This window comes from Myroides oncorhynchi (genome assembly GCF_020905415.1).
In the GTDB taxonomy this organism is placed as follows: Bacteria; Bacteroidota; Bacteroidia; order Flavobacteriales; family Flavobacteriaceae; genus Flavobacterium; species Flavobacterium oncorhynchi_A.
Genome location: NZ_JAJJMP010000001.1, coordinates 419,839 through 433,183, shown reverse-complemented (window position 1 = coordinate 433,183; position 13,345 = coordinate 419,839). Strand labels below are relative to the sequence as shown.

At 33.1% G+C, this 13,345-nt stretch carries 9 protein-coding genes; 1 reads left to right on the top strand and 8 read right to left on the bottom strand.

Annotated features, from left to right (window positions below):
• Positions 1 to 47: 47 nt before the first annotated feature.
• The 6 genes from LNQ81_RS01735 to LNQ81_RS01710 all read right to left on the bottom strand — a co-directional run bounded on the left by LNQ81_RS01735 (position 48) and on the right by LNQ81_RS01710 (position 8,501).
• Positions 48 to 2,267, bottom strand: coding sequence for an NADP-dependent isocitrate dehydrogenase (locus tag LNQ81_RS01735; protein WP_229944456.1), 2,220 nt, complete (start codon positions 2,265 to 2,267; stop codon positions 48 to 50).
• 237 nt (positions 2,268 to 2,504) lie between these two features.
• Entirely contained in the window at positions 2,505 to 4,904 is a 2,400-nt protein-coding gene (locus LNQ81_RS01730) for a GumC family protein (RefSeq protein ID WP_229944455.1), read from the bottom strand.
• A gap of 4 nt (positions 4,905 to 4,908) precedes the next feature.
• The gene (locus LNQ81_RS01725; RefSeq protein ID WP_229944454.1) at positions 4,909 to 5,694 is read right to left on the bottom strand and encodes a polysaccharide biosynthesis/export family protein; all 786 of its coding nucleotides are present in this window, start codon (positions 5,692 to 5,694) and stop codon (positions 4,909 to 4,911) included.
• Between the two features lie 233 nt (positions 5,695 to 5,927).
• On the bottom strand, positions 5,928 to 6,668 hold the full coding sequence (gene lptB, locus LNQ81_RS01720; protein ID WP_229944453.1) for an LPS export ABC transporter ATP-binding protein: 741 nt from the start codon (positions 6,666 to 6,668) through the stop codon (positions 5,928 to 5,930).
• A gap of 18 nt (positions 6,669 to 6,686) precedes the next feature.
• A complete protein-coding gene (gene tatC, locus LNQ81_RS01715; protein ID WP_418887958.1) occupies positions 6,687 to 7,502 on the bottom strand; it encodes a twin-arginine translocase subunit TatC in 816 nt (271 codons plus the stop codon).
• A gap of 33 nt (positions 7,503 to 7,535) precedes the next feature.
• Positions 7,536 to 8,501, bottom strand: coding sequence for a KpsF/GutQ family sugar-phosphate isomerase (locus LNQ81_RS01710; protein ID WP_229944451.1), 966 nt, complete (start codon positions 8,499 to 8,501; stop codon positions 7,536 to 7,538).
• Between the two features lie 89 nt (positions 8,502 to 8,590).
• On the opposite strand from LNQ81_RS01710, the gene LNQ81_RS01705 reads away from it, so the two are divergent.
• Positions 8,591 to 10,786, top strand: a complete 2,196-nt coding sequence (locus tag LNQ81_RS01705) for an ATP-dependent DNA helicase RecQ (RefSeq protein WP_229944450.1) — start codon at positions 8,591 to 8,593, stop codon at positions 10,784 to 10,786.
• Between the two features lie 385 nt (positions 10,787 to 11,171).
• Here the strand turns inward: LNQ81_RS01705 and LNQ81_RS01700 are convergent, their stop codons facing one another.
• Positions 11,172 to 12,050, bottom strand: a complete 879-nt coding sequence (locus tag LNQ81_RS01700; RefSeq protein ID WP_229949220.1) for a DUF6266 family protein — start codon at positions 12,048 to 12,050, stop codon at positions 11,172 to 11,174.
• Between the two features lie 888 nt (positions 12,051 to 12,938).
• The gene (locus LNQ81_RS01695) at positions 12,939 to 13,175 is read right to left on the bottom strand and encodes a hypothetical protein (protein ID WP_229944449.1); all 237 of its coding nucleotides are present in this window, start codon (positions 13,173 to 13,175) and stop codon (positions 12,939 to 12,941) included.
• Between the last annotated feature and the right edge of the window lie 170 nt (positions 13,176 to 13,345).

The window sequence follows — 13,345 nt, the reverse complement described above, 5'->3', positions numbered from 1 at the left end:
GCCATCTAGTTAAAGATGACCTTTTTTAAGAATATTGATAACTATAATTATATAGTATCAATAATATTGTTTAATGTAGCACTAGGACGCATTGCTTTAGTCGTGTCAACTACATTTGATTGGTAGTATCCACCTATGTTTTGCGCTTTACCTTGAGCTCCAATTAATTCTTCATTAATTTTAGCTTCGTTTTCTATCATTGTTTTAGCTATTGGAGAAAATTTAGCTTTTAGTTCAGCATCTTTAGATTGATTAGCTAATGCCTCAGCCCAATACATTGCTAAATAGAAGTGAGAACCGCGATTATCGATAGAACCTACTCTACGTGCAGGAGACTTATCGTTATCTAAGAATTTCGCTGTAGCCTCATCTAGCGTTTCTGCTAATACCATTGCACTAGCATTGTTTTGAGTTTGGCTTAAGTGCTCAAAAGAAGCTCCTAATGCTAAGAATTCTCCTAGTGAATCCCAACGTAAGTATCCTTCTTCGATAAATTGTTCGATATGTTTAGGTGCAGAACCTCCTGCTCCTGTTTCGAATAAGCCACCACCATTCATTAATGGCACGATAGATAACATTTTAGCAGAGGTACCTACTTCTAAGATAGGGAATAAGTCAGTTAAATAGTCACGTAATACGTTTCCTGTTACAGAGATTGTATCAAGACCTTGACGGATTCTCTCTACAGAAAATTTAGTTGCGTCTACTGGATTTAAGATTCTGATATCTAAACCAGCTGTATCGTAGTCTTTTAAGTAAGTATTTACTTTAGCGATGATTTCTCTATCATGAGCTCTATTTTCGTCTAACCAGAAGATAGCTGGAGTCTCTGACAAGCGTGCACGATTTACAGCTAGTTTTACCCAGTCTTGAATAGGAGCATCTTTAGTCTGACACATTCTGAAGATATCACCTGTTTCTACATTTTGTTCGAAGAAGATATTTCCTTTTTCATCTGATACACGGATAACTCCATTTGCTTCAGCTTGGAAAGTTTTATCGTGAGAACCATATTCTTCCGCTTTTTGAGCCATAAGACCTACGTTAGGTACAGATCCCATTGTTGTAGGGTTATAAGCTCCATTAACTTTACAGTCTTCGATTACAGTTTCATATACACCTGCATAACATCTATCTGGAATAATTGCTAAAGTATCTTGAGCTTTGCCTTCTGCATTCCACATTTGACCTGAAGTACGGATCATAGCTGGCATAGAAGCATCTACGATTACATCAGATGGTACGTGCAGGTTAGTAATACCTTTATCAGAGTTTACCATTGCGATAGCTGGTCCATTAGCAATAGCAGTTTCGATAGCCGCTTTTACTTCTGCTTCTTGAGCGTGTCCTGCTAGTTTTGCGTATAAGTCACCTAATCCATTGTTAGGAATGATACCTAAGTCTGCGAATAATGTAGCGTACTTAGCATATACTTCTTTAAAATAAACTTCTACTACAGCACCGAAGATGATAGGGTCTGATACCTTCATCATAGTTGCTTTTAAGTGAGTAGAGAATAATATATTTTTAGCTTTTGCTTCTTCTTTACATTCAGATACGAAAGCTTTTAACTTGTTTACATTAAGAGCAGAAGAATCTATAATCTCTCCTTTTAATAAGGGAGCAAAGTCTTTTAACAGCTTAACTGAACCGTCTGTGCTAACAAATTCGATTTTATATTTACAATCGTTAGCAACAGTAACTGATTTTTCACTTCCGTAGAAATCTCCTTCAGTCATCGAAGCAACTCTTGTTTTAGAATCAGATACCCATGCACCCATTGAGTGTGGGTGTTTCTTAGCGTAGTTTTTAACTGCTTTTGGAGCTCTACGATCAGAGTTACCTTCACGAAGGACTGGATTTACAGCAGAGCCTAAAATCTTAGCATATTTAGCTTTGATTGCCTTTTCTTCTTCTGTTTTTGCATCAGCAGTATAATTTGGTACAGCAAAACCATGAGCTTGTAATTCTTTTATAGCAGCATTTAACTGAGGAATAGAAGCAGAGATATTAGGTAATTTAATGATATTAGCTTCAGGTGTTTTAGCTAATTCTCCTAGTTCTGCTAATGCATCTCCTATTCTCTGTTCTTCTTTTAAGAATTCAGGAAAAGTTGCTAGGATACGTCCTGCTAAAGAAATATCTCTTGTCTCAACGTCAATATTTGCTGTTTTAGCAAATGCTTGTACGATTGGTAAAAACGAATACGTAGCTAACATTGGAGCCTCGTCTGTAAACGTGTAAAGGATTTTTGATTTTTGTGTCATTTTTTTCTACTTTAAATGAAAACAATATTATCGTTAAATATATTTTGTTTAAACCTTGAAATTTATATAGCAAATATACTAATTATGTATGTTATTGCTTAGGCTTTATAGTCTTTTTAGAGTTGAATTATGAATTTGATAATAGTGACTTTCTATATTTCTGTTTTGGTATTTTTTGATATAATATTTTATCATATTAATGAAAAAGGTCACCCTGTATAAGAGTGACCTTTGGTGTTATTTCATGTTTAGTAATTTCTTCCACCATGAACGATTATCTGTTTCGGCATCTTGTCCATAACCATATCCATAACCATATCCATAACCATATCCTTTATTGGTATCTGTGTCATTTAATATAATAGACATATTAGGTAACTTACCTTCTTTGTGTAAATCATTAGGAAGTCTTAGCATACGTTTGTCTAAATAATTTGCTCTTGCTACATAGATAAATGTATCAGCATATTTAGCAATAAGTAGCGTATCTGTAACTAAACTTACTGGAGCTGTATCCACAATTATATAGTCATATTGTTTTTTAAGTTCTTCAAACATATTGCCTATTCTATCACCCATTAATAACTCTGCTGGGTTAGGAGGGATAGTACCTGCTGGTAAAGCATACATGTTTTCGTAACCATCTATCTTAACAACATATTGGTTGATATCATCCTCTTTTCTTAATAAGTAATCTGACACCCCTTTAGTAGGTAACATGATATAGTCATCTAATCTAGGATTACGAATGTCTAAACCTATAAGAAGTGTTCTTTTTCCTGATAAAGCAATTGTTGCAGCAATATTAACTGATGTAAATGTTTTTCCTTCTTTAGGGAAAGTAGATGTTAAGAAAATCATTTTTGCATTGCCATCTTGTACGCCACTAAGCATAAACTCAAGGTTCGTTCTAATGATACGCAATGCTTCAGCTGTACTTGTTCTACTAGCGATATCCACAATTTTTGAATTGTCATTTGAGTGTGGTATATCTCCTAAGAACGGTACTGATGTGTTTTCTTCAATATCTAATCTGTTTTTAACCTTAGTATCTAATAATGCTCGTAGGTATATAATAGCAAAAGGAATCAAACCTCCCATGATTAGAGCAGCAAGTAAAATAATAGCTTTTTTAGGAGCCACAGGTTTATCTGAACTTTTAGCTACATCTATGATTTTAGCATTTTGATCTGTTGCTGCTAAAGCGATAGCTGTTTCTTCTCTCTTTTGGAAAAGATATAAGTAGATTGCTTCTTTTACTTTCTGTTGTCTATCGATAATTCTAAACTCTCTCTCTTGTTTTGGAACTAATGAAAGCTTAGATCTCAATTCATTCTCTTTACTAGATAATTCTCTTCTAGTAATTTTTAAATTGCTCTCTGCTCTTAGTAGACTTTCTAATACCGATGTTTTCATAGAAGTAATTTGTTCTTCTAATTTAACAACTGTAGGGTTCAATTTAGTCGTGCTTGAGCTTAGTTTATTGCGGTCAAGTACTAATGAGTTATACTGATTGATCAAGCTGTTAGAACTAACGTCTGTAGCAACTATATTACCCGGAAGTAGTTCATTAGGTTTGCTGTTTTTTAAGAATTCAATTAGCGATGAAACAACCTTTAATTCTGTTTCATTCTCAATAATTTGCTTTTCATAGACATTAGCATTCTCTAAGTGAATTTTTAATTCAGTAGGAATATCTGTGATACTATTTTTAGCCTTATAACCTTCTACGTTTTTTTCTACATCTCCCAATTCATCTGTGATAAGCACTAAACGTGAATCGATAAACTCAGATGTTTTTTCAGAGATAAATCGCTTATCTGCTATCGCACCATCGTTGTATAAGGTAATCATCGTATTAAGATAATCCTTTGCTTTAGCTGGTGTGGCGTTAAGTAAAGATAATTCTAATACTGTTGAGAATTTATCAGTTGGTGCAATTTTAACCTCTTTTACATAGTAATCAACAACTTTTTGGACAGGATTTATTTGTATTAAAATGTTGTTGATCTCTTGAGTAGAACCTTCTTTCTTAAGATCATCTAATGTTCCTTTTCTTTTAGGTGTATTTTTAGTAACAACTAATTTACCCAAAACAGTAGTAACTGGCTCCCCAAATTTGAATGTACCAATTTCTTCCTCCTCTTCATTTAATAACAAAAATGATGTCTCAGTTCTGTTTTTAATAAAAAACGAATATTTTAAATCATCAAAATCAAATACTCTTTCTACAAAATTGATAGATACAGGGCTGTCTCCATATAAATCAGTTTTAACAAATCTATCATCATTTATATAGCTAATATTTAACTGTAATCTTCTTACTGTCTTTTCTGCTAAGCTTCTTGATTGAAGAACTTGTGTCTCATTCTCAACATTACTTTTTCCTCCTGAGAACATACCTAAATCAGCGAAGGCAGCCATTTCTGATGCGATTCCTCCACCTCTTTTTTCGTCTTTAACGATGATTGAAGTACTTATTGAGTATATTTTTTGGCTATAGCGTAAATAAACAAAGGCTAAAGCTACAGTAATGAAAACACTGAATATAAACCATCTCCAGTGAACTAAATATTTTTCTAGTTCTTCTCGTATATTTATATTAGAGTTTTCTTGATTGTCAAATTTATTTTCCATTTTTCTATTTTACGGCTAAGGCTATTACTGTTACTAAAAGTGATAATGCAGAGATAGCCAAACTTAAGTTAGGACCTACTACAGATGAGTTTACTTTAGTTTTATTAGGTTCGACATATACGATATCGTTTTGATTAAGATAGTAGTATGGTGAAACCATAAAATCTGCTTTAGTCATATCTACACGTATAGGTACTCTTCTACCGTCTATTTCTCTTATTAAAAGGATATTATCGCGTTTTCCATATACAGTTAGGTCTCCAGATAATGCTATAGCTTCTGCTAGGGTTAATCTTTCACTGCTTATGGTATGTACCCCTGGTTTATTAACTTCGCCTTGAACCGTTACTTTGTAGTTCATAATCCTTAAGTTAACGATTGGGTTTGTGATATATTGACTTATTTGCTTAGATAATAAGGTGATAGCCTCTTCTTTACTTTTTCCTCCTATCTTGATTGTCCCTAGTACTGGAAATTCAATATTGCCATTACTATCAACTAAATATAACTGTTGCGTCATAGTACCACTTGCTGCAGGAGTATTAGGATTAGTTGTCATTGTATTTACTAAGTTAAAAGGTGCTGCCGCCTCAGGATCTTGTGCAGAGACAATAATCATTAGCAAATCATCTGCTCTTAATCTCGTTTCAAATTTATTCTCATTTGACTCTTTTAAAAGGACATCTTCAACATTTTGGTAGTATACAATAGTTTCTTTTGAAGCACATGATCCTAGTAGGAAAACAAAGCTTATAAAAAGAGTTAGTTTTAGTGCAATTTTATTTTTCATTGTTATTTTTTTGCAAATATAGAGTTTCTAAATAGTGTAAAAAAAGTGTTTCTTTATATAAAGTGTCAAATATAGTTTTTTCTGAGTAGAGTTAAATGGATACTTTTGCGAAAATTAATGTAATTTATGTACTCTATTCATTTTTTTGTTTATTAAAAGTAAAAAATACTTGTAATTTAATAAAAAGATATCTTTTAGTTACTATTAATGTAAAAGTAGATACTTATTTCTTTTTAGAAAATTATTTTTTTCTTACGCAATTCAAAGTTTTGACCTAAATAGACCTTTCGTACCATTTCATCTTCAGCTAGCTCTTCTGGCACACCAGCTTTTAAGATACCTCCTTCGAACATTAAGTAGGTTTTATCTGTAATAGCTAATGTTTCTTGAACATTGTGATCAGTAATTAAAATTCCAATATTCTTGTTTTTTAGATTGGCAACAATCTTTTGAATATCTTCTACTGCTACAGGGTCAACGCCTGCAAATGGTTCGTCTAGTAAAATGAACTTTGGATCTGTAGCTAATGCTCTAGCAATCTCTGTACGTCTTCGCTCTCCACCAGATAATACATCTCCTCTATTAGTACGAACATGGTCAAGGTTAAACTCACTTATTAAAGATTCCATTTTTGCTACTTGTTCCTTCTTTGATAGCTTAGTTAATTGAAGTACACTTAAGATATTGTCTTCGATACTTAATTTTCTAAAAATAGAAGCCTCTTGTGCTAGATATCCTATACCATGCTGAGCACGTTTATACATCGGGAAATCTGTAATGTTTTTGTCATCTAGATAGATGTTACCTCCATTAGGTTTAACTAACCCCACAATCATATAGAAGGATGTAGTTTTTCCAGCTCCATTAGGACCTAGTAATCCAACAATTTCTCCTTGATTAACCTCTACAGATATACCCTTTACTACTTTTCGTTTCTTATATAACTTGATGAGATTTTCTGCTCGTAATTTCATAATTGATAGATAATGAGGTTATTCTATTTGTTTGTTATTATCTTGTCCTAACTCTTTCTTATTCTTTCTTTGGACAAAATATGAGATGTAAATACTTACTTCATATAGTATAAGTAATGGGATAGATACGATGATCTGACTTACTACATCTGGTGGCGTTATAACTGCCGCTATAATTAGAATTAAAACAATAGCGTACTTTCTATAGTCTCTTAAAAACTGTGGTGTAACTAAATTTAATACTGATAAGAAATAGATAATAATAGGCAGCTCAAAGACTAACCCACAGGCAATAGAAGTAGTCTTTACTAGCCCTATATATGAGTTTATATCAATTTGATTTTTAACGATATCACTTACTTGTAGATTAGCTAAAAAGTTAATCGATAATGGAGTAATTACATAATATCCAAATACTACTCCCATAAAGAATAAAAGAGAAGATACTACAATAAAGAGTCTAGCATATTTTTTTTCTTTAGTGTACAATGCAGGACTTATAAACTTCCATATTTCCCATAAAATGAATGGTACTGCTATAATAAAACCTGCGGAAATACATGTCCAAATTAAAACAGAAAACTGCCCATCCATAGTCCTGTTTTGAATCTCGAAAGGTAGTTCTTGCAAACAAAAACTACGGTCAAAGTCAAACCTTTGGGCTAGTTTACAAAAGAATTGATAGGTAACGAAGTCACTTTTCTTAGGTGCGAAAATTATCTTATCAAAGATAAAATCACTAAATATAAATGCTACTACACCTCCACCTAGAATGAAAGCGGAAGATCTAACTAATAACCATCTTAATTCTTCTAAATGATCAAGGAAAGACATTTCCTTGATTGTTTTTTTTGAGTTTGCCATAAATTATACTATACCTTCTTTTAATATATCGTGTAGGTGTATAACGCCTACATATTTATCGTCTTGTGTTACAAGTAATTGTGTGATAGAATTATCTTCTAATATTGATAACGCTTTAGATACATGTTCATTACTATCGATGTGTTTAGGATTGATAGACATGATATCTTTTGCTTTATAGTCATTTAGATTATTGCTTTTTTGAAGCATACGACGTAAATCTCCATCTGTGATAATTCCAATTAATCTGTCATTTTCTACTACAGCCGTTACACCTAATCTCTTTTCAGATATTTCTACGATTACATCTTGAATGCTAGATTCTGGTGATACAGATGGTTTGTTTTCGCTCTTTAATATGTTTCTGACCAAAAGTAGTAATTTTTTACCTAATGCTCCTCCTGGGTGATACATCGCAAAATCTTCTGCTGTGAATTGGCGTAATTCGATTAGACATGCAGCTAATGCATCTCCTAGTACTAACTGTGCAGTAGTGCTATTCATTGGCGCTAAGTTGTTTAATTCTGCTTCTTTATCTACTTTGGATAACAGAATGTAGTCAGAGCTTTTTGCTAAAAAAGAATTTTCATTAGCTGTTATAGCGATAAGCTTATTGTTATGTCTTTTTAACATAGGTGCTAACACCTTTATTTCTGGGCTATTTCCACTGTTAGAAATACAAATTATACAGTCTCCAGGCTGGATCAAACCAAGATCTCCATGCATCGCTTCTGCTGCATGCATGTAAATTGACGGAGTACCTGTAGAGTTAAATGTAGCTACTATTTTCGCTCCAATTAGTGCACTTTTGCCTATTCCTGTCACAATTATTCGCCCCTTGCAGTGGAAAATAGCTTCTACGGCTTTTTCAAAATCCTCGGTTAGATAGTTGATGAGTTTTTTAATGCTTTCACTTTCAGATAATAAAGTGCTTTTTGCGGTGTCTAATATGTTAATTGCTGTATTCAAAATGAGCGAATGTTAAATATTATGTTTGAACTAAAGAAATTTTGTACCTTTAGGTACTGCAAATTTATGTAAAATACCATACAAAAATAATGAAATCAACTGAAATTGACTTACACAAAGAGTTAAAGAGATATTTTGGATTTTCACAGTTCAAAGGTCTTCAGGAAGATGTGGTCAAAAGTATTATCTCAGGACACAATACTTTTGTGATTATGCCAACTGGAGGAGGAAAGTCTCTTTGTTATCAATTACCTGCATTGGTGTTAGAAGGGACTGCTATTGTTGTTTCGCCATTAATTGCCTTGATGAAAAATCAAGTAGATGCTATCAGAAGTTTGTCTTCAGAGCATGGTGTAGCACATGTGCTTAACTCTTCTCTTACTAAAACTGAGATTGCTCAGGTAAAGGAAGATATTAAAAGAGGAGTAACTAAATTGTTATATGTCGCTCCTGAATCTTTAACTAAAGAAGAGTATGTTAGCTTTTTACAAGGGGAGAAATTATCTTTTGTAGCTATTGATGAAGCCCATTGTATTTCTGAATGGGGACATGACTTTAGACCAGAGTACCGCAACTTGCGTAATATCATTAGAAGTCTTGGAGATATCCCCATTATCGGATTGACTGCTACTGCTACTCCTAAAGTTCAAGAAGATATTTTGAAGAATTTAGAGATACCAAATGCTAATACATTTAAAGCTTCTTTTAATCGACCTAATCTTTTTTATGAGATACGTCAGAAGACTAAAAATGTTGAAACAGATATTATTCGTTTTATTAAACAACATACTGGTAAATCAGGTGTGATTTATTGTTTGAGCAGAAAGAAAGTTGAAGAAATAGCTCATGTACTTCAGGTAAATGGTATTAGTGCTGTGCCTTATCACGCTGGTCTTGATGCCAAAACTCGTGCTAAGCATCAAGATATGTTTCTTATGGAGGATGTTGATGTTGTAGTTGCTACTATTGCATTCGGAATGGGAATCGATAAACCAGATGTTCGATTTGTTATTCACCATGATATTCCTAAGTCATTAGAAAGTTATTATCAAGAGACGGGTAGAGCTGGACGTGATGGAGGTGAAGGCCATTGTCTTGCATACTATTCGTATAAAGATATAGAGAAACTAGAGAAATTTATGGCTGGTAAACCTATAGCTGAGCAGGAGATAGGTTACGCATTGTTACAAGAAGTGGTGGCGTATGCTGAAACATCGATGTCTAGAAGAAAGTTTATTCTGCATTATTTTGGAGAAGAATTTGACGAAGTGAACGGTGATGGAGCGGACATGGATGATAATATTCGAAATCCTAAAACGAAAGTAGAGGCTAATGACAGTGTCGTAGAGTTGTTAAAAGTAATACGTGGTACAAAGCAAGTTTATAAAACTAAAGAAATTGTTTTTACATTATTAGGGAAAATAAACGCTTTACTAAAAGTGAATAAAACGGATACTTTAGAATTCTTTGGTTGTGGTAAATCTCATGATGAGAAATATTGGATTGCATTAATTAGACAGGTTTTAGTAGCAGATCTATTGCGTAAGGATATTGAAGCTTATGGTATTTTAAAACTTACTGAAGCTGGTCTTAACTTTATTGATAAACCTCAGTCTTTTATGATGACAGAAGATCATGAATATTCTGTTAATGAAAATGATCTTGATCTAGCTGCTAGTAAAGCAAGTTTGGTAATTGATGAAGCGCTTATTGGTATTTTAAAAGATTTACGTAAGAAAGTTGCCAAAAAATATAGTGTTCCTCCTTTTGTAGTGTTTCAAGATCCTTCTTTAGAAGAAATGGGACTAAAATATCCTATTACTTTAGAAGAGATGTCTAATATCATAGGTGTTAGTGAAGGAAAGGCGAAGAAGTATGGTAAGGAATTCGTGGATGTTATAAGTAGATATGTAGAAGAGAATGATATTATCAGACCAGATGACTTAGTCGTTAAATCTACAGGAGCTAATTCTGCCTTGAAGCTTTATATTATCCAAAATGTCGATAGAAAATTATCTTTATCTGATATTGCTAGTGCTAAAGGATTAGATATGGATGGACTGTTAAAAGAAATGGAACAGATAGTCTATTCTGGTACTAAACTTAATATATCATATTGGATAGATGATGTACTAGACGAAGATCAGCAAGAAGAAATCTATGATTATTTTATGGACTCTGAGACAGATAATATTAAGTCTGCCATGGCGGAGTTTGATGGAGATTATGATACAGAAGAGTTGAGATTAATGCGTATTCAGTTTATGACTAAAGAAGCGAATTAATTATCAGCGGATATAAATAGATAAATAGTCCTCAGTTGTCTTAGCTGGGGATTTTTTTATTTTTCATTTTATCGCAAAGGCGTTTTTGCCAAATAGTATAAACTAATTACTAAATGGATCTTGTAATAAACTTTTACTAAATGATTGACTGTTTGTTTCTAATCAAATATAGATGTGTCAGTCTAAAATTCGTATAGGTAGTTATTATATTACCTCACTCACTCTCTCTGCTCTTCTGTGATAGTAGTAGACGCTAGTATAGAGTGTGGTTCATTACTCAGCTTTTTACCCATTTGATCATTCTGTAGTTCAGTTTCTGATGTTTTAGATTGCTTGATAGTTTCTTTATTTACTTTGCGGATGTAATCAGATGGAGTCCACTTTTTTAATTCTCTTTCTTTGAAGGGGTGCCTAACAAGCGGGATAATCTCTCCTTTTCAGAAGATGTATCTGAACCTATAGGTGGATTTTGCTCCACGGCATGTACTTGATCTACCACTTGATATTCTTTTAAAGGAGGTGTAAAGGATGATGTAGTTTCTACTTCAGTACTTGTATCAACTTCTTCTAGAAAGTTTTTAAGTGATATTTCTCGAGCTTGTTCTATAGGTATAACCTCCGAAAACAGTTGGTTTCCATTCTCAACTCCCTGTTCCTCGTTCCCTGTTTCCTGCTTCCCATCTTCTGCTTTAAGCTCTTCTTTTTCTAATTCTATAATTCCATGAAAGCAGCTTGTACTATTAATACTTCTATTCTCTGCTTTCCACATACTCCAGAAGTAAATAGTACCCTTGCTCCAATCGGTAGGTACGCTGAAATGAGCATATTTATCTACGCGATTTCCTACATCGGCTATAGCAATGAACTGGTCTAAGGTCTCGTCATACAGCATCATCGTCAGTCTATCTGTATTTAGAGTTAATGCATTAATCAATCCATTTTCCCATAGCACTTTAAACTTACCTGTCTTTAGGCGATTAATCTTTTTGATGACAGCATGAGCAAGATTTCCGATAGATAATAAAGCTTCTTCAACTTTGATATGTTGTTCTCCATTGATTAAATTAATACCTTGAGTCATTAGTCTAGAAATCACTTGTTCTTTACCTGCGATCCATTTTTTACCCTTCAGCACAGGAGGACAATTCGCATTGACAAAGTCTTTGAATTTACTAGCAAATGTTGAGACCAAGCTCATCTTATCCCATTGGAGTAATTGCTTCATTGATGGTTTTTTACTTGACTTACGAGGTTTAGCACGGATGTAATTTACTCCCCTCCAAGTTACTCCAACGACTGTTCCTACTTTACCATTTACTGGACCTAGGTATACCTTGTTTGATTTCTGCCATAATTTCTGTTTTTTAGTGATGTTGTGATTTTGTTATTCCCTGTTTTCTAATATATAAAAACTGAATGCCAAGCATATAGTTATTGGGAAAGTTTTATAGACTGTTCAGCCCTTTGATGCTCTGACTTGATGGTTGAATGCGAATGGAATAGGTGTTAAAAAAGAGGAAAAATATTTCTTTTTTTAATCATATTTCATTTTGTAGAGGTGATAGTTCACATTATAGTAAGTAAAGAATGATTGCTGAATAATAGATGTATGACAGCTGGTTTCTTGGAGATTTAAGCATTATACCCAGTTATTGTCCTATTATTCTCCTATTATTGTCCTAGAATCGAGGACAAAGACAGTTGTATACTGAGATGAGTGGAGGTCGATGATATAGATGTTTAAGTTTGTTTTATTGGTAATTGGGTGGTTATTAGTGTATTGTGCTTTTTTGTTAGATAAAAAATGAAATAAAATTATTTAGAATAGTCTTTAGATTGTCTATTAGGGAAGAAGTTGAGGATAAAAATGGCGTTAAGGGATACTCAAAAATCACTTTTTAGGTTATTAGGATGGAAGAAAGTAAAAAAACTATAAAACTTGAAGAGATTTATAGAGCTAAAAAAGGACTGCGAGCCTGTATTATTGATAGAGAAAAATGAGTAATTGATTTGATATAACTATTAAGGAATTGACGAAATGATTTTTTGAAGTAAAGGGAGGTATAGAGAGAAAAGGATGTTTTATAAACTATATTATTATACCGAGATTTAGTTATTTGAAATTCAATCTCGATATAATAAGTATGTATTTTTACTCGTATAGTTCACCGCGATGTGGTTTTAAGACATCTCTAAGTTGTTTCATTTGTTCATCATTGACTACCATATAGGCGATAGTGTGTTCTGGAGCTAGTATTGTGTATTCTATAATAGTAATAGGTAGTTTTTCGATCGCTACATATTCTTTGAGATGTATTACATGATGTTCTGCTGTTTTTTGCCCAGCAGGACCTCTAAAGTCCCAAATTAGTTTTATTTGTCTTTCCATTTTTATCTTAGTCATTTGTACAAAAGTATCTAAAAAAAAGATATAGTAAGTGATATTTAACCCATATTAGGCGTTAGCCAAATATTGCAAAGCAATTCTACTTCACCACTCTTTCATTAGCTCTAAAACCATGCTATAGTATACTTGAATCAAATTCAGACCTGATTTGT

Excerpts from the sequence above, each read along its gene's own strand:
- LNQ81_RS01725 (WP_229944454.1), bottom strand. The coding sequence starts at position 5,694 with ATGAAAAATAAAATTGCACTAAAACTAACTCTTTTTATAAGCTTTGTT.
- LNQ81_RS01735 (WP_229944456.1), bottom strand. The coding sequence starts at position 2,267 with ATGACACAAAAATCAAAAATCCTTTACACGTTTACAGACGAGGCTCCA.
- LNQ81_RS01695 (WP_229944449.1), bottom strand. The coding sequence starts at position 13,175 with ATGGAAAGACAAATAAAACTAATTTGGGACTTTAGAGGTCCTGCTGGG.
- LNQ81_RS01730 (WP_229944455.1), bottom strand. The coding sequence starts at position 4,904 with ATGGAAAATAAATTTGACAATCAAGAAAACTCTAATATAAATATACGA.
- tatC (WP_418887958.1), bottom strand. The coding sequence starts at position 7,502 with ATGTCTTTCCTTGATCATTTAGAAGAATTAAGATGGTTATTAGTTAGA.
- LNQ81_RS01705 (WP_229944450.1), top strand. The coding sequence starts at position 8,591 with ATGAAATCAACTGAAATTGACTTACACAAAGAGTTAAAGAGATATTTT.
- lptB (WP_229944453.1), bottom strand. The coding sequence starts at position 6,668 with ATGAAATTACGAGCAGAAAATCTCATCAAGTTATATAAGAAACGAAAA.